Below are 23,633 nucleotides of genomic sequence, written 5' to 3'. Positions count from 1 at the left end.
CTCCTCTACTTAATTTCAAATTCAATAAAATTGGTTAAAATTTTTCCTATCCAAGCATCTGATCGCTCTTGTGCATAGCTTACTGGTACATATAATTGTATGTATACTCCATACTTTCCTGGTGTAAAACTGTAATAATCACGCAAGTCTAAAGTAGGAATGACAATATAACGGTTAGCTTGTAGTTTTACAAAGCTTTTCTCCATTTTTTTAAAAGGTTTTAGGCCGTTATCTAACACTAGTTTATTTTTATCGATGTTTACAACGTTAACTCCCAAAAGATAGGGGATATGACTATTGCAAATAGTTACTTCTGACTTTGAGAGATTTTGTACGAGCAAATTAATTGCAATAGTATCACCAGTTGAAAAGCTAGATCCACCACTTTGGCCGAATATTTTGAGTCCTGATTGAGCTTTTCCTGCCATATCTTCAAAACGACTATTAACAGAAGAAGCTTTAGTCACTTCTTTTAAAACATAGTGTCTATCAATAATAGCGCCATCGTAAGGGGCCATCGAAAAGCTATTTATAGCGGTATTAAAATATTGACTATATTTTTTGTTTAAAATAAGACAATTTGTCAATGCAATGTTTTGTGATGACTGTTGGTGCTGCCACTCTTTTGGTACTGTTATATTTGGAAATGCTGTAGAAGTATACATGCTTTTTTTGCGCAAAGACTTATTTAGCTCCTCAAAAAAAAGTCGCTCAACTTGAGAGGCATTCTTTGTTAATAAATGTGGTAATATTTTTAATGCTTTTTTAGACAAAGACTTTCTTATACGTTTCGCAATAGAGGTTTTCGCACTTATTGCCTGCACAAATGATTTCATGTTTTTTATGTTCCATGAATAAATTGTCGAGCGATTTTTTTGTTCATTTAAAAAGAAAACGTATGTTAATTTCGGAAATAAAAATACTCTCTTTGCCTTTTTCTGGCGATCGCTGCGATACATCACTTCGAAAATCTTCGAGCATTCCCCTTTGTAAATTTTTGTTAATTCACAAGTAGCAACAGTATATTTTTTATTATCAGTAAGAAGAATTTCGTGTGTTTCTAAAACCTTAGCATTTACTACTGCGGTACTTTGTGCTACTCGCACCTTCATAACTTCTTCACGTATACGCGATTTTATAAGCACATCACTATTTATAGTATTCTTTGCTAGAAGTGTAAAGACATCGCCTTGCAATTGGAAAAATAAAATATAATCGCGTTTGAGTTTAATATCAACAGCGTTTTGGCTTAATTTAATTTTGCGAAGTTTTTGCGGACCTTTGATTGCGTCTAGTACTTTGATTTTCTTGTAAGAAGTAAATTTTCCTTCTACGATTACATCTGCTTCCTTAATCATTGATTTTAAATCACGAGAAGACAGTTCCCAATCCGCAAAAAGAGACACAGTAAAAACAAGGGCAACAACAAGCATTTTTTTCATAATTTTCTTCCTACAGTCCAATTTAGGTTTCTAACACGCATACTTTTGACAATACTACCAACTAAGGTTACTTAGTATATTATGTAACCTATTTTAGAAAAAAGAAATACTTTTGTCAGGTCACTGAATTTAAAATTTATATAGCTCTTACTAAGTTACTTAGCCAGTATTATATACTACCACTGCAATTTTTGCACTTCTACTGTTTAAAATTTCTTTATACTTTGCGTATTCTAAGTGACTTGACAAAAGTAGTTACCCGTTGAATGCAGGGCTTTATTTTTATAGCGCGGCGCGACGAAGGCGCGCAGCCGTAGCTGCGTAACAGAGGAGCAACAAAGCTAGAAAATTAAAGAACAAAATGCCAATGGGTAAATACTTTTGGCAGGTCACTTATTTCTGACCGCTCTTCGTATTCTTGCCTAAAATGTTCTAATTTACTTTCGTGTCGCTTTCTTTTAAAGTGGTTGAATATACCACTATATTCTTTAAACCTTGGTATATCATGCAATTTATTTAGGAATTGTGTGAATTTCTTCGATTTTAGACAAAGGTTCTTCTTTTTTACAGATGTTAGTGGTTTCTCCATTTTCACATTTGTCGGCATTGATTTGTATCCAGTGTTGTTGATTTTGTGGTACATCATCTATGTAAAAGATCGCTTCTACTGGACATTCCGCTATACAAGCTCCACAATCAATACATTCTTCTGGATTTATGTATAACATCTTGTCATCTCCATAAAAACAATCTACTGGGCAAACAAGTACGCAATCTGTATAACGGCAACCATGACAATTCCCTGTTACTACATTTGTCATTTCTTTCTCCTTTGGGTTATTGTGTTTGATATTCTCATAAAAATTAGGATGTGGATAATTTTATATACTCATAACAAATAATATGCCAATTGACTGTGGCTACTGATTTAAAAGGAAATTAATCCATTTGAAAATTTATTGATGAGAATGTACCGATATTTCAGTAAAATACCACCAACATATCGGTAATGAGAAGAAAGAGGAAATAATGCTTACTATAGAAAATTTTTTGGATGCTGTAGCAGGAAAAAAAACGCGCGTAGCTTTGGTTCGTAGTATTGCAACGATGATGTCAACGCATATTTCTTTATTGCAATTTGAAATTGTTTGGTCTGTCAATGAAGGTAAAGTTCATGCAACTTATATTGAAAAAAACGAAGAGATGCTTGTTGTTCAAAATGGTTGTCGCACAACAAAAGATTCATTTGTATTTTCTGGATTATCACTACCACATGCTAGCTACCTCAATCGCAAATTTTCATTTAGCGAAGAGAAAAAAGCAAAAGCACTTGGAGCAAAAATATTTATATTACTACCTCTCGACGATAGTTGTTTTGTTTCTTTTTCTTTAGATTGTTTTTATGAATTTAGTGATATCTTTCTTAGGCAAATAGCAAAAGTTTTGCATCTAGCTTGCCAACAATGTTTACTAATAGAAAAAATATCTACTCTTTCGCGAAATGCAATTGAGGAAAGTACTCGTCTACGCCAAGAAAACAAAAAGTACATTTATTTTAATGAAATTACGCGCAGTGATAAAATGCGATCTGTTTTAAGTAAAGTAGAATTAGTTGCATCGCATCTTAGTACAGTCTTGATTCGAGGGGAATCTGGAAGCGGCAAGGAAATAATAGCGCGACACATTCATGATCTTTCGCCGCGTAAAAATAAAGCGTTTGTTGCCGTGAATTGTGGAGCTCTCCCTGAAACCTTAGCTGAAAATGAATTGTTTGGGCACGAAAAAGGAGCTTTTACTGGTTCTTTTGAACGTTATATTGGTCGTATTGAACGTGCCCATGAAGGAACTTTGTTTTTAGACGAAGTAGCAGAATTATCTTTAGCTACCCAGGTTAAATTACTACGTTTTATAGAAGAGCGTAAAATAGAGAGATTAGGAGGAAAAAAAAGCATTGCTATTAATACCAAAATTATTGCTGCCACGCACCAACCTTTAGAAGAAATGATAAAAGCAAAAACATTTCGCGAAGATTTATACTACAGACTCAATGTTTTTCCTATTAATTTACCACCTCTACGAGAACGCAAAGAAGATATTCCTTTACTAGTGCACCAATTATCACAAAAAATTGCAAAGCGTTTACACCTGAAAATGCCAAAGATATCAGAACAAGCAATAGATCATTTATTTTCGCATTCTTGGCCAGGAAATATAAGAGAGTTATCTAACATTATAGAACGAGCTCTTATTTTGGGCCAAAATAGCGAGTGGTTACAGAAGTCTCATTTTTTGATAGGAAATAGTGTTTACGATAACAATCAAGTTGATACCCTTGATTTGGTAATAAAAAATGCGATTGAAAAAGCACTTCAATCTAGTAAAGGCCAAATTTATGGAAAAGAAGGTGCGGCAATTCTTTTAGGGCTAAAACCAAGCACACTACAAAGCAAAATGAAAAAATTAGGCATTAGTAGAGATGGGTTTGCCTAAAATAATATACGAGATGAAAAGAAGGCAATTACATAAAGTACTTGCGAATCCAGTCAAGAGTATCGCGCAAACTGTCGCGAAAATCCGTTGGCTCCCACCCTAATTCTTGGCGTATTTTATCGTTGGAAACACGCTGTTCTTTTCCTGTAAATTCTTTCATGGTACTTTTGGTAATCATTCGTGGCGTTTTAGTAAACTTATGTCCTAACCAATCAAATAAAGGTAAAAATCTAGTCATCGATTTGGGTAATTTTGTCAAAGGGATTTTTATCGTCGAGTCAAGCTCTTTGATCTCCTTCAGGAGATTATCCATTGTTTTGTAACTATTACAAACAATGTAACGCCCCAATGCATGGTCTTTTTCGTAAGCAAGAATATGGGCATGCGCAACATCTCGAACATCAACAAATGTAAAACTAAAGGGAAGTATTACTGGAACTTTTTCGCGTAAAACCTGCTCAAAAAAAAATGTTGAAGCCGTATGCCGATGAAATCCAGGACCGATAATCATCGAAGGACATAATGTAATTAAATTAATGCCTTTCTCCTGAGCAAATTTCCATGCTTTCTTTTCTGCCTCTGTTTTAGCGATGGCATAAGAGCTAATCGGAGTGTCATTCCAATCTTCTTCTGTAAAAAATCGTTGGTTTTTTTTGGACACAATAGCAGCTATACTAGAAGTAAAAATCACTTTTTTTACTTTGGCTTTTTCTGCAGCCTTTAATACATTTATACCTCCAATTATGCTAGGATTAATTATCTCCCTCTGCGGATTTTTTGGTGCAGCGTTATAGACAGCTGCGACTTGAAACACTCCTGAAACACCATCTACAGCTTTTTCTATTGTTTTCGGATTCATAATATCTAATTCGCATATTTGCGCTCCTAGCTCTTGTAAAGGTTTTACTTTCTCTGTGATATGAGAGTGACGAACACCTGCTTTCACATTGTAGTTTTTTTTACGTAAGCACTGTACAATATTATAACCAACATGTCCATTGGCACCTGTTACTAGAACTGTTTCCATTATGATACTCCACTAGACGTTTTTGTAGCTCTTAGGCGCGTGGCCTTTGCGATAAAATTTAAATTCGCAAAAAGCTCCCCCTTTTGCCAAAGTTTTTTCCCGGACAAACTCACCTCCTATTTGATCCATGACAATAGGATAAGACACCAAATCACTATCGCAACCTAAAGTTGCCAATTCGGGCTTTTGAAATGCCTGAGCAACCTGGCAATTGGCACAGCGATTGACAATCATCGTCAAACAATGTTCTTCTTCTACAAAGCGTCTCACTTGATAGCGATGATCCTGATGAAACATTGCCTTATGAAACTCACAAAATGCTTTATATGGATCTGAAAACTTCGATAGTTCTTTCACTTGATAGACATAGCACATAATGATCGCAGAAGAGTCTTGAGTAAGTTTTTTTACCAAATCGTAAGCTTTATTTTTTCCGTATTTTTGAGTCAATACATGTAAAAGAGAAAATAAAATCGTCATCTTTTTTGCATCATCTTTGCTAAATTCTTTTTGACCTATAACTACTCCTTTACCTTTCTTATATGTAAGTAATTGCGTGTAGAAAAGTACACTTGGAATGATTCTCAACGAAGCCCATAAACCAATCTCGCGAACCACTCCTTTAATAAATAACCAATTTATTTTAAGAAGGAGAGTTTTTGGAGTCATTTCCAGATTTTTTCCATATCGTTTAAGCTGTGTAATATCATTCATTACAATACCTCCTAGATAATAGACCGGTCAGTATAATGTTTTTTGAACATTAAATCAACAAAAATATAACTTGATCTAGGGCCTATCATCATTTCTTTTAGAAGACGGAAACGGACTCAAAGTATTTTATGCTAAATGATGACACGCCTTAGTTAATATCTTTAATTTCTAAACTATATAATAGACCAGTCGATTATATAGTTTAGAAATTAATATTAATGTGGCGGACCTAAGTAGAAGAGTAGTTTAAAATGTGATCGAAGGTATAATGAAAAAAATTATCGAGAGGCTTTAGATTTTGGTTAATGAGCACGTGTGTAACAGCGCCTTGCCAAGAATCTAAAATAAATTCAGCAAGTCTTTCAGGACAATGATTTTGGCTAATTTGTTCAACTTCTTGGGCTTCTCGAATGCAAAGAGCAAATAATGCTAACCATTGATCCATACAACACTTTAAAGTAGCGCGGATGGAAGGGTTTAAACTAGTCGTTTCTGATCCTAGTTTTCCCAACAAACAACCATGCTTACAAAAATTTTTCGCATGTTCCTGTCTACCTGCTTCAAAATAGTCGCGCATACGTTGTAAAGGTTTTTGTTTACGATTAGAAAGAAAAGAACGCATAAGTTCTATTGTTATTGTTGTATGGTACTCAATAACAGCTATTCCAAAATCTTCTTTAGATTTAAAATAGTAGTAAAATGAGCCTTTGGGAACTTGTGCTAAGGTTAGAATTTCTTGAATTCCTACAGCATGATAACTCTTATTTATAATCGCTTGAGTTCCCACTTCTATTAGTTTTTGTCGCGTTTTACTTTTAGCCATATTTTTATTATAGAGTAGTCATAAAAAAAATGCAAGAAAACTCAGCTCTAATTGCATGTCTAAAAGCTGATAACTACAAATTATTTTTAAACCGCAGTCTATAAAATTTGAATTTGGGGAAGACTATTTATAAGACAGAAATTCGATTCCATAGAAGATGTAGGGATTCTTTGTGGTATGCGGCGATTGAAACGACTTTTACTTAGCATTTTTTTGATGTAGCCATGTTCAGCTAAAAAATTTTGTCCTTTTTCAAAGTTGCCAGAAAAGTAGAGCATAGAAACTAATGCTGTTGTCATAATTTCTGAATTAGTCATTTTAACTTGAGGATCTTCTACAATCTTGAGTGCTTGTGTTATCTCATCACATATACAGAAAACAATTATAATTTCTTTTTCCATGACTTTCTCCTTCTTGTTTTTCCTACTTTAAGAGAAGAGTCGTTATAACAGTATAAAAAAACGATGTGTGCAATTCGATTTTTGAGGTTCGTGGTCGTGGATCGATATTCCATGTGCGAAAATTAGACTATTAACTTTGAAAGCATACAAATTATTCTATAGAGTAGTTTTTTCTTTTGAGTCTATTATTTGGGCTATCTTAGCAACATCGAATACTGCACTACATTCATTTGCTGATGCTCTTGCTATAGAGAAAAACCTTGCTTTCTCTTTTTTGCTAAATTTGGCATTGCCTTCTGCTATATTAAGAGGGACTCAAGGCGATGCTCTTTTTAGCTGATCCTTTAAATAGCTGTAACCTGATGGCATTTTCTCCATCACATTAAATGTTTCTTTTGTATATTCTAGTGATACTTGATATACATCTAATTTTTCATGATTAAAATTCATTGCATTACCCTTACTTTGTGCCATGTGCCACGACTGCGTCTCACGAGATTCGAACTGCGCACATCGAATTTGTAAGAGTAATTATACCAGACTGTACGATAACTTTTGTAGGTCGCAACTTGGGTTATTATTTAATTTTTAACGCAGGCATTTTTTGCCCATATTGGTGTAAGATAAGTCTTTCTATCTTTCCTTTATTGTCTTTCACGAATTCAGCTTTTGCATTGACTACTTTCCAGAAAAACATTGTTTCACTTTCTGGATAAATTCGAAAAGCGGGTTGTGCTGACATTTGCGCTATCAATTTGTTGTTCTCGAGAGTAATGTTGATTTGGGCTAATCCTAGTTGATATGTTCCAACATATTTCAATAATGTCTTTTGGTCGACATCGATTATTTTAGGCAAAGAAATGGACCTTATGTCTTTGCCAGAGAGAAAACGTAGAATGTTCTGTCCAACGTAATCTAAGCTATTTCTTGTATTGGTAAAGACAACTACACCAATACTGCGCTTGGAATCAAAACCTAAAAAACTTCTAAAACCTTCCGTACCACCGTTGTGCCATGTTATGTCGTCTATTATGTGCCAGGCCATTGCTATTTTGAGTCGTTTGTCTATTTCAAATAGGGTGTTGTGTGAGTTTAAAATAGCTTGTTGTAGAGTACTTTTGTTTTCTGTATCATATGCTTTTAGAGTTTTTTCGATAAGAAGTAGAGAATCATCAATATTTGAACGAACTGCTCCTGCAGCATTCATTGCTGGAAAATCCCAATTCAAAGCAGGCTTAAAATCAGGATCGTAACCTGTGGCTAGTTGTATGTTCTCGTTAAAATTGATCTTTGTATTATTCATTTGCAGTGGTTTACAAATTTCTTGTACAAGTAATTCTTCGTAACTTTTTTTTGCAACGGTTTCTAAAATTTTACCTAAAAGGCTCATTCCAAGATTACTGTATTCGTATTTTATTCCTGGTTTTCTACTTAGTTTGTGTTTGCGAAGAAAAGACAACATTTCTTTATAGGTGTAATCAGCATAGGGACTTTCTTGATTTTTCACGACAATATTTGTCGGCATTCGTGGCAATCCCGAGGTGTGAGTAACAAGTTGTTCTAAGGTGATTTTGGCAATTTCATTTTCAAATTTGATAAAATCGCCAACAGTATTTGCTAAAGAGAGTTTTTTGTCTAAAATCATTTTTGAAAGTAACATACCTGTAAAAGCTTTGGAAATAGAGCCTGTTTCAAAGATGGTTTTTTCTGTTATTTTTTGTTGAGAATCTTTGTTTTTTACGCCGTAGGTTAACACGATGTTTTTTTTATCTTTTTGGTATATTCCTATGGCAACACCAACATTCCATTCGTTTTTGATAATAGGGTTGATCATTTTATCGATTTCTTGTTGTAGTGTATTTTGTGCTAGAGCAAGCGATTGAATGATAAAAAAACATACAATTAATTTTTGGTACATTTTGTTCTCCTATTTTTAAAGTTGTAAAATTACAGAGGAAATTTTTGTGCTATCTTCACTTCACAAGCTTTCTTTTCTCAGTGTCTCTCTTTTGTAAAAACAAAATAGTTATGAGTTGCGTAGTTAGAGTGTATCGCTTTTTATGATGCACATGAAAGTGTAGGATTATTTGACGCAAAACATCATAAAAATGTTTGTGAACGACAAAATGCGAACGGCCTCACCGTTTTTGCTTATACGTAGACTCATAGATATTATGTTTATTCAATTTTATTATCTACAGCAACAGTGACAAGTTGCGGTTGGAGAAGTGCTTGTAGGTCTTTGAAATGAATTTTAATGAGAAACCCTCTTTTACCAGCATTGATCCATAATTCATTTAAATTTTTGATAGTGTGTTCGCAGTAGATCTTTAATGGTGTTTTTGTTGCGAAAGGTGAGGTGCCACCAACAAGATAGTTTGTGAGGTTTCTTACTTTATTGGGATGGCAGAGTTTTATTGTCTTGCAGGATATTTCTCGCGCTAGTTTCTTTAGCGATACTTCTTTGTCACCATGCATTAGAACAATAAAATATTCAGTGTTTTCATTGTGCATTACAATTGTTTTTATTACTTGGTGAGCTGTAATTCCAAGTGTTTGTGCAGCGAGTTTAGCCCCACCGTGCTCTTCATATTTATAGAGATGAGGTGTAAAATTAATATTGTTTTGTTTGAGCAAACGTATTGCGGGAGTGATCGGCGTTTTATTCATTTTTAGACTCGTAACAAAGGCGAAACCCTATAGATCCGCTTTTGAAATGCGGCTCAAATTTGCTACGATAAGCTGAACGCATGCTACCAATCCAAAAAGAATCCCAAGCAGCACCGCGCGCTACCCTGTAGTTGGCAAAGGATTTTGAGTTTTCATTTGCAAAATTTTTATAGTTGTCTTTACACCACTCTGTTACGTTGCCGATCATGTCATGTAAACCAAACGCATTACTTTGCATACTGCCAACAGGAGCAACTTCTGGAAATCCGTCTATTACTTCAATGCCTGGACGTTCTGGGTGCTTCATACTTGTTGTTTTATCCATGATATTTGCGTACTTGCCAATAGAGTTGATATCGTTGCCCCAAGAAAATCTACTATCAGTGCCAGCGCGACATGCATACTCCCATTGTAATTCACTGGGCAAAGTAAAACGATTGTCTATCTTTTGCAAAAACTGTCGTGTTACCTCGTTCCAAGAGATGTATGTCGCAGGATGGAGTACATTGTCGTGCATATAGTCTTTGTCTACCCATGGTTTTGTACCTACAATTTTGAACCATTCGTCTTGAGTAATTTCGTTCTTACTTATCCAGTAGTGATTTTTTATTATGACTGTGTGTTGTTGTTCGTCTACATCTCTATCTAATTCTGTAATGGCGGATCCCATCCAAAACTTTCCTGGAGGAATAAGAATCATCGCGACCGCGAGCCCTGATATGTTGTATTTTTTTTCAGCGGCTTTTTTTACTTTTTTGGCATACCATTTTTGATATTTTTGCGCATATTCTATTTGCTGGTGTGCAGATAAGTTTACCCACTTTAAGTTGGTAAAATCAAAATAGTGATTGTTCCAGCAAGATTTCCAAATATCGCGATCAAAGGGTGTTTCTTGTTGTAGTGATAACATTTTGTCAATAACTTCTATTTTTTGCTGACAATTGTTAATAAATTTTGCAAAATCTGTAGAAGATAGTTTGTGGATGGCTTGTTTATTTGATATTTTGTCGCGTTTTTGTAGCTCTTCAACTTGAGAACTAAAGAATTCTTGGCCTTTTCTTTTGGCTAATTGATACATTGTTTTACTTTTAGAAAGGAGTTCGCGATTTTTTTCGGCAGTGATTCCTTTGTCGAAAAATAAGTTTGCTTTCACTTGGTAATCTTGTGCTTTTTTCCAAACCTCTTTTGAGGTTGTGTTGGAAACTTGATCACCACTAAATGTCCAAAATGCGGCCAAAACCAATGAAATAAGTAACAAACTATTTACAACAACCAGCGATAAAAACCACTGTTGTCGACAAAAAGAGATTGTTCGTCCGTAGATGGCTTGTAGTTTATTCTGAGAATGAGAAGTTTTACTTACTCCGTGAACTTCTTGATAATTGATGCGAATGGTTGCTAGTTTTTTTGAAAGATGTGTATCTACAGGATTCGACAGTTGAATTCTTTTTACAGCGCCAGTATATTTTTTAATGTGTAGTAAATTTTGTTGAATTTGTGCTAAGCGATCAGCTACTTTATTAGCTGTTTCCGGGCGATCTTGAGGATCTTTATTCATCCCTTCTTTGAGAAGTTGCGAGAGTTCTTGAAGGCATTCTCTTTCTTTTACACTCAATTGTTTATCGCTTAGTAGGATTTTTTCCATAAGGCTAGGTGGATGAAAATCAGTAATTTTGTATAAAATAGCAAATTCATTTTCTTCATAAAAAGGAGAACGATCTTCCCAAAGGAAAAATTGATACAGAACTGTACAAAGGGAAAATATATCGCTTTGATAACTATTTTCTCCTTTCACTTGTTCAGGGCTGGCATAGAGAGGCGTTCCTAAAAAGTCATCGCCTTTTGTGATTTGCACAGTTCCATAAGTTGTGTCTTTTGCGAGACCAAGGTCAAGTAACTTGATATCTCCTGTTTCATCATCAATAATGATATTATCGGGTTTTATATCGCGATGAATAATTCCTGCAAGATTTAAAATTTCTACTGCGCGTGCTATTTTATTTGCAATGGCCAATTGTTCTGGTAAAGAAAAGCTGCTTTTTTGTTGGAGGATAATTTCGCGAAGCGTTTTACCATCGACGAGTTCCATTACTAAGTATGCGTGGGATTCGTACTCAAAAAAATCAAATGCGCGTACAAAAAATGGATGATCTATTTTTTGTAGTAATCGATACTCTCTTTTAAACCTACGTTTACGTACTTTATCTACAGACATTAATCGTTTAACGGCAACTGTTCGCTTCTTTTTTTGATCAAAAGCTTTATAAATTTCCCCAATACCACCTTTTCCTATTAGTTCCTGCATTAAATACTTTCCTGCGAGCAGATTACCATTCATTGATCGTTTGCCTTAAAAAACTTTTTTGTACTTGCTTATAAAACATATATTTAATACATTATTAGATGTCTTTTTATACTTAGGGATGTGGGGTTTGCCTTTATTCATATTTCCCATAATTCGATACTTTTAAACTAAGTAGCCCGCCAAGAGTATTTACCCATTGGCGTTTGTTCTTTTGTTTTCTAGCTTTTTTGCTTTTCAATTACACAGCTATAGTTATGCGTTTTCATCATGCCGCATTAGAAAATAAAAGCTCTGCACTAAATAGGTAACTATTTTTGTTAAGTCACTTATATTAAAAATACATAATATTATGTATTTTTAAGTGTTTTGCTATTGCCTGGAATAATTCGAATTTTACAAAAATTTAAATAGAACATGCCCTAGGATTTGGAAACAATATTATATCATATAATTCTTAATATGGGAATCAGGTAAACAAGAATGCCTAAAATAACCTTAAAAGAGAAAATAATCTTTCATTACGCGAAAAAACTAAACTATCTTGCGGATACAGATATTCACGAATATTATAGCAAAGAAATCGATTGTAATTCCTTTATTCTTGGTCATTCCAGATTGTCGTCCTACCAAAAACATGTAATACGTTTATTGTTTGTAATGAGATGTTTATTAAAAATTGCAGAGCAGAGAAAAATGATAACAGAAGAACAATCGAGAAATCTACAAAAAAATCAATTATCTGTTATTATCAATCAACGTTCATGGCAACTAGACATAAGCGTTGCAAGAATGTTTACTCTTGATATCGTAGGCGGAGTTTGCAAATTATTAGAAGACAATACGGTATTCACAAAACAAGACACTGCTTTTTTGAAAAATTTATTTCAGCAATATATAAATACTTTAGGTACAAATAACGCAACAATAACTCCTTCTCAAATAAAACGCCAACAACGAGAACAACAAATTTTGGCTAATGAATTTACTATAGACCAAAAAAATATGGATTTGCTCTCGCCACATGCTCAGACTATACAGATTATTGATAAGGTAATGTCTACACCAGTAGAAAAAGAAAAAACATTTATCTTTCCCAATTTAGAAAAAGTAGTGAAAGCACCTCTACGCGTTCAGTTGGAAGATAACCTAGATATGCCAAATGATTTGAATCATTATCAAATAATAAAGTTAGTTGCCAAAGGCAGTATGGGAGAAATTTATTTAGCAAAAGATACCAAGCAAAATCGCAAGGTGGCGATTAAAATTCTTGCAAACGATCTTGCTGATGGTGTGACAAGTAGATTTATGCAAGAAGCAGAGGTTCTGTCTTGCTTAAACCATACAAATATTATTAATATGTATGAGTTTAGTTTTGCTCATGCCATTAATCAATATTATATCGCGATGGAATTTGCTCCAGGTAAAAATGTTAAAGAGATTTTAAACGAGTTGACTGTAATTGATGCGGTAGATTCATTGAATATTATGTCGGATGTTGTTGAAGCACTTCGTTATTCTCTAACAAGGCGTATTATTCACCGCGATATAAAACCAGCCAATATTATCATCACTAGCGACGAAGGTAATGTTAAGCTTACCGATTTTGGTATTGGTAAAATACTAAACCAGAATGGAAACACAAAAACAGGTGAAGTAATGGGGACGCCTTATTATATATCGCCGGAACAAATTATTGATACGCGCAGTGTTGATCATAAAACGGATATCTATTCTATTGGTGCTACTTTGTATCGCATGATTTCTGGAAAAGCACCTTACTCTCAACACAAGGGCCTACATAATATTATGCGTGCTAAAATTAATGAAGATTCTATACCTTTGAGCGATGTTGCGAATGTTAGTAAGTCAATAAGTGATTTAGTTGCGCGTGCAATGGCAAGAGATCCGCAAAAACGCTACCAAACATTTTCACAAATGCAAAGAGATATACAAGGCATACTTCAACAATATTCGCGTATGTAAACTCAGAAAATAACGAATTGTTCCCGATCCCGTTTCGAACTCTATTAAATTAAAATTTAAATACTAATTAATAATAGACTTATCTCAAATGAAGGGAACGATTCATGCGTATTCTAGTGTCGCCACAAAAAGGAAAAGTACCTTTAAGCATGTGATAGAAAATTACACTACATATCTATCTGAAAACACGCGCTGGTCCATTGTTCGTCCTTTGGATATTCCCTTAATATTTCAAAGAAAACAATAGTTTCTAACCAAATAAAGTACAAGATGACTTTCTTAAAGTTGCAAAACAGAAAAAATGGTCAATGCAAAGTAACGATTAGTAGTGCGTTTAAATACACTACTAATTTTCGCGTTCTATTCTGTCACTAAATCGATAATAGCAAATTTATCTACATCTACTAAACCACAATCTGTTAATTTTATATGTGGTATAACTGCTAGAGCTAAAAATGATAATACCATAAACGGTGACTTTAGTTCTGTGCCGATATCTTGCGCTCTTTTCTCTATTTCGTGCAAGTTTTTTACTACTTCATCAACAGGAGCATCGGACATAAGTCCTGCTATTTTTAAAGGTAGTTGCGACAAGGTTTTTCCGTTATCAACAACAGCAAATCCGCCGCCAATTTCTTGGATAGTTTGCGAAGCGGTAATCATATCGTCGATACTTTTACCAACAAGAATCAGGTTATGGTTGTCGTGTGCGACTGTAGAGGCTAAAGCTCCACTGGAAAGACCCATACCTACCACATATCCTAAACCTACCTGTGAATTTTTGCCATGACGTTCAACAACAGCAAGATAGCAAACATCTTCTTCTTTGTTATCGAGGTCTACAATTTGCTTTTGAGTGATCAATTCTCCAGGTAAAATTTTAATGGCATTGACTTTTCCAGAAGTAGGGTACGCGTTTAGCTTTTCTTTTAAGTCACTTGGTATGTGAACAGAGTCATAAGTAGACTGGGCATCAATTCGTTCTATTTTGTTAATAACTTGTTTTTGCTTAGTAACTTTTTGCCCGCGATAGTAAACCTCTTCTATGTTTACGGTTTGTAGATCATTCAAAACTACAAAGTTAGCATAGTATCCAATACCAATACCTCCCAACCATTTCAAATTGTACACAGTTGCTGGGTTTAAAGTCATAATGCGTATTGCGCGAATAGGATCAACACCAGCGTCAATCAACATTTTTAGAATTAGGTTTAAGTGACCATTTTCCATGAGTTGATCAGGGTGACGGTCATCTGAAGCAATACAAATGCGGTGGGCAGTATGATCGCTTAATACAGGAATAAGCGCTTCTAAGTTTCTTGCTGCCGAACCTTCACGCATTAAGACGTGCATTCCTTTGCGTAATTTTTCTGTCGCTTCTTCTGCTGTAGTGCATTCGTGATCAGTAAATATACCTGCGTTTAAGTAAGCATTGAGCTCTCGTCCCTTGAGCATAGGTGAATGCCCGTCTATTGATAAACCTAGTTTATGTGCTGTTGCTACTTTATTTAGAACATCTTCATCACAAAAATAAACTCCGGGGTAGTTCATTAGTTCACTTAACGCTGGAGTGGCGTTATTGTATTTGTAGATTTCTTTGAAGTCTTCAGCGGTAATTTGCGCTCCAGAAGTTTCCATATGCGTGGCCGGTACACAAGATGGTATGCTGAAATGAATATCCATTGGTAAATTTTGCGCTGCTTGGTACATGTATTTGTAGCCGTCAATGCCAAGAACATTTACAATTTCATGTGGGTCGCTAATTACTGCTCCTGTTCCATGAGGGACTACTGTTTCTGCGAATCCTTCGGGGCTTAGCATTGACGACTCAATGTGAATATGAGCATCGATGAAAGATGGAGCGAGGTATTTTCCTTGTAGATCAATTTCTTGTTTGGCTTCTAAGTTATCATCTAGTGAGACAACTCTACCATCGGCGATACTTACCGATGTTTCCCAAATTTCTTCTGTAAAAGTTGAGACAACTCTTGCGTTTTTAAACGTAATATCAGCAGGGGTTTTTCCCATTGCAACTTCGATACGATGTTTCATATTTTGGCTAAAATCCATCATACTTTCCTTAAAAACCATAGTTCTGAGGAGCCGTATTCACGTTTGCTTTCTAGCTCCAAACTTTTAGGAATAGGGCTACCTGCCATCGCATGACGGCGACAATGCAAAATAACCAAACTATCTTGTTTACAAGCATGTTTCATCAGTTCGGAGATGAACTCCAGGGTCTCTTTGCGTTCACACGGATGATCAATGTATTTATAAGGTGGATCCATTAGTACTATGTCAAAGTGCTGTTCAGGCAAAGATTTTTTTACGAAAAAAGCGCTTTTGGGAGTCAGTTTCCACTGCGTAAATTTTGATTTTTCAATGTTAGCTTTCAATACTGGCAAAACATGGCGACCATTTTCTACAAAGTGGCACTCTACTGCTCCCCTTGATAAGGCTTCTAAACCTAAAGCGCCGCTACCAGAAAAGCAATCCAAGACTTTAGCACCGTGTATCTCTTCTCCTATGATATTAAACAGTGCGAGTTTTACCCTTTCGATCATTGGGCGCGTTTTCATTCCTTTTGGACTGTTTAAATTCATGCCTTTTATTGAGCCACTACATATTCTCATAGTTTTGTTTCTTTCATACAGCCGTTGTTTAATAAATAATCTCTATCACAAAAATCTTTCAATAAATCTTGACCATGGGCGATCCACAATACTGCAAAATTTTGTTGTTCATTGAACAAATTTATAAATAAAGTCATAATCTTATAACGAAGAGGTATATGGATGCCTGCAAATATTTCATCTAATAGGAATAGATGTTTGTGGTGTGGGTCACGAAGGCCGTAAAGTTTGAATTTCAATAAGGTTCGCAATAAAGCAACTCTTTTTTGTTGGCCATACGAAATTTGCTGTGGGTAGTTATCATATATTCTCTGAGGTATTTCTAGTAGTATATACCATTTTTCGCAAAAAGTTTGTAATGTTTTTGTATGTTCCTTATCGCTTTTTATTACTTCTTGTAATATTTTTTTTACTGTATAATTATAATTTAAAGCATGAAAGGAATCTTGATAAACAAGATGAATATATTTTTGATAGTTGATTATTTTTTGCGAAATTTCTTGTTGCTGCCAGTAAATTTCTCCAGAGGTTGGAGACTGCAACCCTGATAAAATATTCATAAAAGTTGTTTTGCCGCTACCATTTTTACCTTGTAAATGGACCCACTCACCATTTTCGATGAAAAATTCAATCTCTTTTAATATTTGTAGTGCACCATAGCTTTTTTTTAGCTTTTGTGTACGAAGAATTGCTTCCTCTTTTTTGATTGGACTAGTACGGTTTATGGGTTTAGCTACATGTTCGTATTCATGAAAATAATAACGATTCTCTGGAGAAATAAGCGCTTCGTAATCGAGTATTTCATGAGAAATAATTGCAATAGAAATATCTTTTTTAAAAGGTAAATTTTGAAAAAACTCTAGGAGTTGCTGGCGCGTTTCTCGATCTAACGAAGCTGTGGGTTCATCAAAAATTAATAGCAATGGAGAACAGGCTAAGGCAAGAGCAATTGTTGCTCTCTGACGTTGCCCAGCGGAAAGAGATGTGATTGCAGAGTCTACGCGATCTAATGGAAATTTTACGCATTCTAGGAGGTCGTCTATTGATTGTGAAGATTCGTTCAGACGAATAATTCGCGATAGTTGGGTACGCAGAGTTTCGAATGGATTTAATGTTTGGTAAGGGTCTTGCGGAACATATACTATATTTTTGCCATTAATTTCCTTTTGAAAAAAAAAACTATTTTTATTATGTAAGGCAAAGTTTTCTTTTCCATAAAACCATATTTCACCGTGGATATATTTTTGTGGAATAAAGCCAGCCAAACATTTAGCTAAAGTACTTTTTCCGCAGCCCGTTTCTCCAAAAATTCCAAATACAGTTTTTAAATTGATTTTTATATTTACATCAGAAAACAACGGCAATTCTTGCTTAGGGAACTGAACCGTTAGATTTTTAATTTCTACTAATAGTTGTGGTTTTTCGGTCATGCTTTCTCTACAAAATGTATTGGTTTTAAGAACTAAAATTGTTGAAGGTTGACTAAATCAGATAAGTTATTGTTTCTTTACAGTGGCGCCAAGTTCGATCACTATTGAATTAAGGAATTTATAATATCGCTGAAAGTATGGTAGATGTTAGCTCAAAGCTAAGTCGCATAGTTGTTAAATTACTATTGTATTTAGAATTAGGAGGGCGAAGCTCTTGCAGGAGCTTCGCCCTCCTAGTCTTTGTTTCTATCGATATAATACCTTACTTCGTATTTATCGCGAAGGACAAGAATTCTCTATTTTGAATTTAACTTAGTTATTTTATGAAGTTTTAAACCACTAGACAATTGGGTTATTCGTTGCTTGTTCATACTCATATGGAATTTCCCATTCCCAGTCGATTTCCCAAATGGCAACATTACCGTTTGCTGTACCTGTAAGAACGCGTCGCCCTTCTTCTAACATAATTAAGCTTGTTATTCGTCCATCTGTAGTGGTCACTCCATCACAACATTCGCAATTCTGAATGTCCCAAATTAAGATATTATTATCATAGCTTGCTGTAATGGCAAAGCGATCATCAGGAGTGATTAATACTTGAGTAACATCATCATCGTGATTTTCTAAAATACCGCGACATTGCCCTGTTTCGAGTTCCCACACTCGTATTGTTTTGTCAAGACTCGTAGAAAGAATTGTTTTTCCATCATTGGAAACACAAATATTACTTATCCAGCTCGTATGTCCGTAAAATTTACGTACAAAAGAACCATTTTGCGTGTCCCATAAATAGAGTACGTGATCCCAACCACCAGAAACGATATAGGGACTACCAGGAACAATAGCTATAGAACTTATGTGCCCGCGGTGGCGTTCCAGAGTGCTGAGGCACTTTCCTGTTTCTACGTCCCAAACTCGAATGCTTCGGTCATGGCTTGCACTAATAATTTGTTCTGAATTTGGTAGCACTTCTAGGTTATTTACGATATCGGTATGGTTTTTTAAGTTGTGTACAACATCACCACTTTTTGTTTCCCAAATGGTTATACATCCATCGCGACTTCCCGATATAATCTTACGACCATCGTTAGAGAATTTAACTTTTTCAACCCAGTGTTTATGACCACTCAAAGTATGAATACACTGTCCTGTTTGTAGTTCCCAAAGACGTATAGTGTTGTCGCGGCTTCCTGAAATCAAAAAACGTTTGTTTGGACTAATATCGATACTGGTAATATAGTCATTATGTCCTTTTAATACGTCTGTTTTTTTCATTTCTTCAACATTCCACAATGAAATAGAACCATCATAGCTTGCCGCTGCGAGTATTTCATTTTTACTTGTGGAAGCAAAAGTACTAATAACACTTTTGTGAGGATTTAGTGTTCTTGAGTTCCATACTTTTCTCGTTTTGTTACGTTTAAAATTGTTTTGAATAGCAGTCGACGCGATCGCTTCGAGAATGCGGTTATTTTTCTCAAATTCACCCATTTCTTGTATTTCGCGAAATAGTTCAAAAGAACGCGCAACATTATCTTCTTTTATATGTTGCTGTGCTTTTTTAAACAGCTTACCAATAAGGCGCTGTTCAAGTATATTTCCAAAGTTACGTAGTTTTGGGCTTTCAATCATATATGTAAGTGGAGGTTCTTTAAAGTAAGGACATATTTCAGTGGTAATATCTTTCCATACTCTAAGTACTGGATCATCTCCTCCAGAGAGCATGTATGATTCATCACTTGTCATAGCTATTGCGTTTACTAAATCTGTATGACCTTCTAGAGAATTAAGGCATTCTCCGCTATCCATATCCCACATTTTAATAGTATAATCCCAACTACCAGATACAATTGTTTGAGTTTGAGGAGCGATTTTCAAACAAGTAACACTTACAGTGTGTCCTTCTAAAACTTTAATACATAAACCACTCGCAGCGTCCCAGATAAATATGTTTTTGTCTTCACCTGCAGAGATGATTTTACTACTATCAGATGAAATAGTGACAGCATTTATAATTCCGCTGTGTCCTGAGAGTACTTGTAAACATTTACCACTTTCAATATCCCAGATGCGCAAGGTTTGATCCCAGCTTGCAGAAACAGCATATTTACCGTTTGTAGAAACCGCTATACAGTTTACACCATCGCTATGACCGCTTAGTATACCAAAACATTCTCCTGTTTCTATATTCCATATACCAACGCTGTGGTCTTCACCACCAGATAAAATCTTTTGTCCGCACGGAGTGACGGCTAAGCATAAAACTTTATCCTTATGCCCTTTTAGTACTTTGTGACAAACAAGTCCACCTAAGTCCCAAATGCGAATAGTTTTGTCGACGCTACCTGTCGCAATATATCCTGTTTTTGTAAGTTCTAAGCATGTTATGTGGGAAACGTGTCCTTCTAGCTGGCAGACACGTTGATTGGCAATTAAATCCCAAACATCTACAATATTGCCATCACCAATAGAAATAGCAAAATGTCCGTCATGGCTAATGCGTAAGTCTGTAATTCTCTCACTGTCAGTGTCAAAAATTTTCTTATTTTTACCTGTGGCGATGTCCCATACAAAAATTTGAGATGTATCTCCACCTGCTATTGCAAAACGATCGTCGGGAGAAATTGCAACGCACTGAACACCTTTATCATGACCTGACAAACTGCGTGTATAACGCCAATTTGATCGATCACTTATTGGATTTCCTTTTGTTGTGGGTGGGGTTCCGTGTGTTAGTTGAAAACCATACTTTACACGAGGTACAGCTCCCAATTCCCATAACTTACTATATAGGACTTTTGCTTTTTCATAGTCTTGAGTTGCTTTACCATAAACCTTTATATATTTACTGATCGCTGAAGTTATTTCAGCAAGTTGTAGCGTTGCCCAAAAGTCATCATTTTTCTCTACCACCATTTTTTCAAAATGCTCTTGTGCTTCTTTTACTTTTCCACGATGTGCCATCGCGAGACCCAAGCCTAGTTTTAATGCATGATTGCTTTCGAATAAACTGCATCCTTTTTCGAAAGCTTCTTGTGCGCTTTTAAACTTACGAAGATATAAATAACATTTTCCTAAATTAAAATGATCTTTAGCAGAGTGATTTTCAGATGAGACAAATGTTTTAAGTAGACTAATCGCTTCTTCATATTTTCCTAAGCGTTCTAGAAAGCTGGATTTAAGGTTTATTAGTTCTTTGTTGTGAGGGTATGTACTCAGCACATAATTTAATTCTTCTAGCGCTTCTTCTAAAAAACCACCGTATTCTAAGCATATCTTGACTCGATAGTAAGAAACAACTTGAGGATCTACTTCGAGTAGAGCAGTAGTTTCACTTAGTAAGTGAGAAATAGTATTTTTTTTCTTACGCAAACGTAGCAATTCTAAATTGATTACAGCGCCTGTACATTCTGGATTTGAATCTACAGCATCTTGCAAATATTGCTCTGCTTTTACTTCTTCTCCTAAATCTATTAGAGCTAAAGCGCGATTGTTTAAATCAATTGCCATTAAAGTGTCGTGTTGTGGTTCTTCTCTTGGATACTTGAATCCTGAAAAGTCTTCATATAAATTTGTGATTGCTTCGTTGATGATGGCAAAATCTCGCGGTCGATCTTCTGGATTGGGAGAAATGCAAGACATCACTATGTCTGAAAATGCTTTTGGGATTTCGCTTACTACTTGACTTGGATTTCTTGGTGGTTGTGTCATTGCTACAGTTTTGTATTTTTCTATATTATTCGACTGTAGTATTTTTCCTGGCATTTTAAAAGGAAGTTCGCCAAGGCACATCTCGTAGAGAATAATGCCATAAGCATACATATCTACTGTGTGTTGTAAGGGCGCATTTATATCGAATTGCTCTGGAGCCATATAGGGAGTGTAAGTGCTAACTTCATCGCGTAAGCGAAAATCTGAAATTTTTACCTCGTAATTATCAGTAATAAATATATTTCCTGGTCTGAGATCGCCGTGAAGAAGACCTTTGCTGTGAGCGTGATTCATTCCCCAACCAAGTTGGATTGCTATATCTAGAATTGCTTCAATATCCAAATTTGATTCGTTGCGAAAATTGACTAATGTTTTAGCTCTTACATATTCGACGAACAAACGCGAAATATCTTCGGCTGTTTTTGTGTAGTAAGCACTTACAATGTTGGGGTGTTTTTCCAAATTAACCCAACGTTCAGCTTGACTAAAGAATCGCGCTTGCTCTTCTTTTTTTGTTTGGCTACGCACAGCCAAATGTATGTTCCACTGGCAATGACGTACTCTATAAATAATTTTGTTTTCATCTTCTGCAAGTATTTCTTGAATTTCATACTTGTTATCTATTGTGTTGCCAATTTCCCATTTTTCCTCAGAAGAAGATAGCTTTTCTGATTTTATAGAAGATAGTTTTTCTGGGGAATATAATAATTTGTATTCCATACTTGGTCCCGTTGAAAATGAATTTTGTTAGGAGGGGTGACACACCTTCTAAGTTTTTAGGTACTTTTGCATAAAACTTTCGATATTGCTACAAGCTTTTTCGAGTATTTCTGGCTTTGGTAAGAAGACAAGGCGGAAATGTCCAGCGGAAGAAAGTTTTCCAAAACCAGAACCTGGTACAAGTACAACACCTGTTTCTAAAACTAAATCTTTAATAAACTTATCGTCGGCGACATCTATCTCTAGCTTTGGAAATACATAAAAAGTGCCCTTGGGTTTTACACAAGAAATTCCGGTGATGTTGTTCAAACGATCACATACTATATCTCGCCGTTTTTGTAATTTCTCAATCGTTGGTGGTAAATGTTTGTGCTCGCCTTTCAGAGCAACAGGGATTGCGTATTGTAGTGGATGGTTAATACAAAGTCTGGCGCGTACCATTTTTTGCATACCATCTATATAAGGTTGTATCTCTTTTGGTCCACTAGTAATAGCCCAACCAATACGCCAGCCAGGTGACAAATAACATTTTGAAAGACCGTTAAATGTAATAATAGGTACATCGTCAGCTAAAGATGCGGTGGGAATATGTTCATTACCATCAAAGATTAAACGATCGTATATTTCATCTGAGAAAATAACAAGACGGTGTTTGCGTGCTAGTTCGATTATTTCTAAAAGCGTTTCGCGACTACAGACGCTTCCTGTTGGGTTATTTGGATTTATAAGGACAATTGCTTTTGTTCTACGGTCTATATTTTTGCTTATGTAGTCAACATTTGGTTGCCAATCGTTTTCCTCATCTAGCGGATAAAATTTCGACTGTAAACTAAGTTTACTGTTTAAAGCTGAATACAAAGGATAACCTGGTGAAGGAATTATAATATTGTCTCCTGGATCAGCTAAGGCTGCAAGGCAGGTTTCAATTGCTTCACTTGCACCATAAGAAGTGAAAACATCGCGAACATTTTTAAATCCCTTGCGAAGAGCATCTTCTCTAATCGCTTCAACAGCAGAGGGAATTCCTGGTGAAGGAGCATAACCATTTCGATTACCCCGCATCGCACTGCAAGCAGCATCTATTAATTCAGGAGGAGTATCAAAGTCATAAATATTTGGATCGCCAATATTTAGATATATCATATCTTTTCCTGCTGCTTTTGCTTTATCTGCAACTAAAATAATATCACGAACAGCATAAGTGATTTCTTCGGTCCTTTTTGCAGCAGACCATGCATTATTATCAACCATTGTCGTACTCAATATCAAAAGAAATGTATTTTT

Annotated in this window: 18 protein-coding genes; 2 read left to right on the top strand and 16 right to left on the bottom strand. The window is 35.4% G+C overall.

The window, feature by feature from the left end:
- Positions 1-5: 5 nt before the first annotated feature.
- Positions 6-1,442: a hypothetical protein gene (locus tag UABHE_RS09485; protein WP_372370016.1), complete on the bottom strand. Its 1,437-nt coding sequence runs from the start codon at positions 1,440-1,442 to the stop codon at positions 6-8.
- Positions 1,443-1,954: 512 nt separating this feature from the next.
- Positions 1,955-2,263, bottom strand: coding sequence for a 4Fe-4S dicluster domain-containing protein (locus tag UABHE_RS09480; RefSeq protein WP_372370015.1), 309 nt, complete (start codon positions 2,261-2,263; stop codon positions 1,955-1,957).
- 208 nt (positions 2,264-2,471) lie between these two features.
- Between UABHE_RS09480 and UABHE_RS09475 the strand changes: the two genes are divergently transcribed.
- Positions 2,472-3,932, top strand: a complete 1,461-nt coding sequence (locus UABHE_RS09475) for a sigma-54 interaction domain-containing protein (RefSeq protein WP_372370014.1) — start codon at positions 2,472-2,474, stop codon at positions 3,930-3,932.
- A gap of 28 nt (positions 3,933-3,960) precedes the next feature.
- Here the strand turns inward: UABHE_RS09475 and UABHE_RS09470 are convergent, their stop codons facing one another.
- The 9 genes from UABHE_RS09470 to UABHE_RS09430 form a co-directional block, all read right to left on the bottom strand.
- Positions 3,961-4,959, bottom strand: coding sequence for an NAD-dependent epimerase/dehydratase family protein (locus tag UABHE_RS09470; protein ID WP_372370013.1), 999 nt, complete (start codon positions 4,957-4,959; stop codon positions 3,961-3,963).
- A 12-nt stretch (positions 4,960-4,971) separates the two neighbouring features.
- A complete protein-coding gene (locus UABHE_RS09465; RefSeq protein ID WP_372370012.1) occupies positions 4,972-5,673 on the bottom strand; it encodes an L-2-amino-thiazoline-4-carboxylic acid hydrolase in 702 nt (233 codons plus the stop codon).
- 229 nt (positions 5,674-5,902) lie between these two features.
- Positions 5,903-6,496, bottom strand: coding sequence for a TetR family transcriptional regulator C-terminal domain-containing protein (locus tag UABHE_RS09460; RefSeq protein ID WP_372370011.1), 594 nt, complete (start codon positions 6,494-6,496; stop codon positions 5,903-5,905).
- Between the two features lie 98 nt (positions 6,497-6,594).
- Positions 6,595-6,897, bottom strand: coding sequence for a hypothetical protein (locus UABHE_RS09455; protein WP_372370010.1), 303 nt, complete (start codon positions 6,895-6,897; stop codon positions 6,595-6,597).
- 156 nt (positions 6,898-7,053) lie between these two features.
- Positions 7,054-7,200 (bottom strand): four helix bundle protein, encoded by a 147-nt coding sequence (locus UABHE_RS09450; protein ID WP_372371594.1) that lies wholly within the window; start codon positions 7,198-7,200, stop codon positions 7,054-7,056.
- A 12-nt stretch (positions 7,201-7,212) separates the two neighbouring features.
- The gene (locus tag UABHE_RS09445; RefSeq protein WP_372364459.1) at positions 7,213-7,347 is read right to left on the bottom strand and encodes a hypothetical protein; all 135 of its coding nucleotides are present in this window, start codon (positions 7,345-7,347) and stop codon (positions 7,213-7,215) included.
- 127 nt (positions 7,348-7,474) lie between these two features.
- A complete protein-coding gene (locus tag UABHE_RS09440) occupies positions 7,475-8,815 on the bottom strand; it encodes a serine hydrolase (protein ID WP_372370008.1) in 1,341 nt (446 codons plus the stop codon).
- 260 nt (positions 8,816-9,075) lie between these two features.
- Complete coding sequence (locus UABHE_RS09435; protein WP_372370007.1) at positions 9,076-9,567, bottom strand: aminoacyl-tRNA deacylase; 492 nt, start codon at positions 9,565-9,567, stop codon at positions 9,076-9,078.
- A complete protein-coding gene (locus tag UABHE_RS09430) occupies positions 9,560-11,905 on the bottom strand; it encodes an SUMF1/EgtB/PvdO family nonheme iron enzyme (protein ID WP_372370006.1) in 2,346 nt (781 codons plus the stop codon). Before UABHE_RS09430 ends, UABHE_RS09435 begins: the two co-directional genes overlap by 8 nt.
- Positions 11,906-12,352: 447 nt before the next feature.
- Here UABHE_RS09430 and UABHE_RS09425 point away from each other — a divergent pair, with 447 nt between their 5' ends.
- Positions 12,353-13,855, top strand: coding sequence for a serine/threonine protein kinase (locus tag UABHE_RS09425; protein WP_372370005.1), 1,503 nt, complete (start codon positions 12,353-12,355; stop codon positions 13,853-13,855).
- Positions 13,856-14,215: 360 nt separating this feature from the next.
- Here UABHE_RS09425 and ade read toward each other — a convergent pair whose 3' ends face one another.
- The 5 genes from ade to UABHE_RS09400 form a co-directional block, all read right to left on the bottom strand.
- Positions 14,216-15,928 (bottom strand): adenine deaminase, encoded by a 1,713-nt coding sequence (gene ade, locus UABHE_RS09420; RefSeq protein WP_372370004.1) that lies wholly within the window; start codon positions 15,926-15,928, stop codon positions 14,216-14,218.
- Positions 15,925-16,488: a 16S rRNA (guanine(966)-N(2))-methyltransferase RsmD gene (rsmD, locus tag UABHE_RS09415; protein WP_372370003.1), complete on the bottom strand. Its 564-nt coding sequence runs from the start codon at positions 16,486-16,488 to the stop codon at positions 15,925-15,927. Before rsmD ends, ade begins: the two co-directional genes overlap by 4 nt.
- The gene (locus tag UABHE_RS09410; protein WP_372370002.1) at positions 16,485-17,918 is read right to left on the bottom strand and encodes an ABC transporter ATP-binding protein; all 1,434 of its coding nucleotides are present in this window, start codon (positions 17,916-17,918) and stop codon (positions 16,485-16,487) included. Before UABHE_RS09410 ends, rsmD begins: the two co-directional genes overlap by 4 nt.
- A 339-nt stretch (positions 17,919-18,257) precedes the next feature.
- The gene (locus UABHE_RS09405) at positions 18,258-22,349 is read right to left on the bottom strand and encodes a protein kinase (protein WP_372370001.1); all 4,092 of its coding nucleotides are present in this window, start codon (positions 22,347-22,349) and stop codon (positions 18,258-18,260) included.
- Positions 22,350-22,397: 48 nt separating this feature from the next.
- Positions 22,398-23,600, bottom strand: coding sequence for a pyridoxal phosphate-dependent aminotransferase (locus UABHE_RS09400; protein ID WP_372370000.1), 1,203 nt, complete (start codon positions 23,598-23,600; stop codon positions 22,398-22,400).
- Positions 23,601-23,633 lie beyond the last annotated feature (33 nt).

Origin of the sequence: Candidatus Uabimicrobium helgolandensis, from assembly GCF_041508025.1 — a bacterium.
GTDB lineage: Bacteria > Planctomycetota > Uabimicrobiia > Uabimicrobiales > Uabimicrobiaceae > Uabimicrobium > Uabimicrobium helgolandensis.
This window is presented reverse-complemented; position numbering and strand designations above follow the sequence as displayed.

What these genes read in the sequence shown, in the direction of transcription:
- UABHE_RS09485 (WP_372370016.1), bottom strand. Translation starts at nt 1,442, where the DNA reads ATGAAAAAAATGCTTGTTGTTGCCCTTGTTTTTACTGTGTCTCTTTTT.
- UABHE_RS09480 (WP_372370015.1), bottom strand. Translation starts at nt 2,263, where the DNA reads ATGACAAATGTAGTAACAGGGAATTGTCATGGTTGCCGTTATACAGAT.
- UABHE_RS09475 (WP_372370014.1), top strand. Translation starts at nt 2,472, where the DNA reads ATGCTTACTATAGAAAATTTTTTGGATGCTGTAGCAGGAAAAAAAACG.
- UABHE_RS09470 (WP_372370013.1), bottom strand. Translation starts at nt 4,959, where the DNA reads ATGGAAACAGTTCTAGTAACAGGTGCCAATGGACATGTTGGTTATAAT.
- UABHE_RS09465 (WP_372370012.1), bottom strand. Translation starts at nt 5,673, where the DNA reads ATGAATGATATTACACAGCTTAAACGATATGGAAAAAATCTGGAAATG.
- UABHE_RS09460 (WP_372370011.1), bottom strand. Translation starts at nt 6,496, where the DNA reads ATGGCTAAAAGTAAAACGCGACAAAAACTAATAGAAGTGGGAACTCAA.
- UABHE_RS09455 (WP_372370010.1), bottom strand. Translation starts at nt 6,897, where the DNA reads ATGGAAAAAGAAATTATAATTGTTTTCTGTATATGTGATGAGATAACA.
- UABHE_RS09445 (WP_372364459.1), bottom strand. Translation starts at nt 7,347, where the DNA reads ATGAATTTTAATCATGAAAAATTAGATGTATATCAAGTATCACTAGAA.
- UABHE_RS09440 (WP_372370008.1), bottom strand. Translation starts at nt 8,815, where the DNA reads ATGTACCAAAAATTAATTGTATGTTTTTTTATCATTCAATCGCTTGCT.
- UABHE_RS09435 (WP_372370007.1), bottom strand. Translation starts at nt 9,567, where the DNA reads ATGAATAAAACGCCGATCACTCCCGCAATACGTTTGCTCAAACAAAAC.
- UABHE_RS09430 (WP_372370006.1), bottom strand. Translation starts at nt 11,905, where the DNA reads ATGAATGGTAATCTGCTCGCAGGAAAGTATTTAATGCAGGAACTAATA.
- UABHE_RS09425 (WP_372370005.1), top strand. Translation starts at nt 12,353, where the DNA reads ATGCCTAAAATAACCTTAAAAGAGAAAATAATCTTTCATTACGCGAAA.
- ade (WP_372370004.1), bottom strand. Translation starts at nt 15,928, where the DNA reads ATGATGGATTTTAGCCAAAATATGAAACATCGTATCGAAGTTGCAATG.
- rsmD (WP_372370003.1), bottom strand. Translation starts at nt 16,488, where the DNA reads ATGAGAATATGTAGTGGCTCAATAAAAGGCATGAATTTAAACAGTCCA.
- UABHE_RS09410 (WP_372370002.1), bottom strand. Translation starts at nt 17,918, where the DNA reads ATGACCGAAAAACCACAACTATTAGTAGAAATTAAAAATCTAACGGTT.
- UABHE_RS09405 (WP_372370001.1), bottom strand. Translation starts at nt 22,349, where the DNA reads ATGGAATACAAATTATTATATTCCCCAGAAAAACTATCTTCTATAAAA.
- UABHE_RS09400 (WP_372370000.1), bottom strand. Translation starts at nt 23,600, where the DNA reads ATGGTTGATAATAATGCATGGTCTGCTGCAAAAAGGACCGAAGAAATC.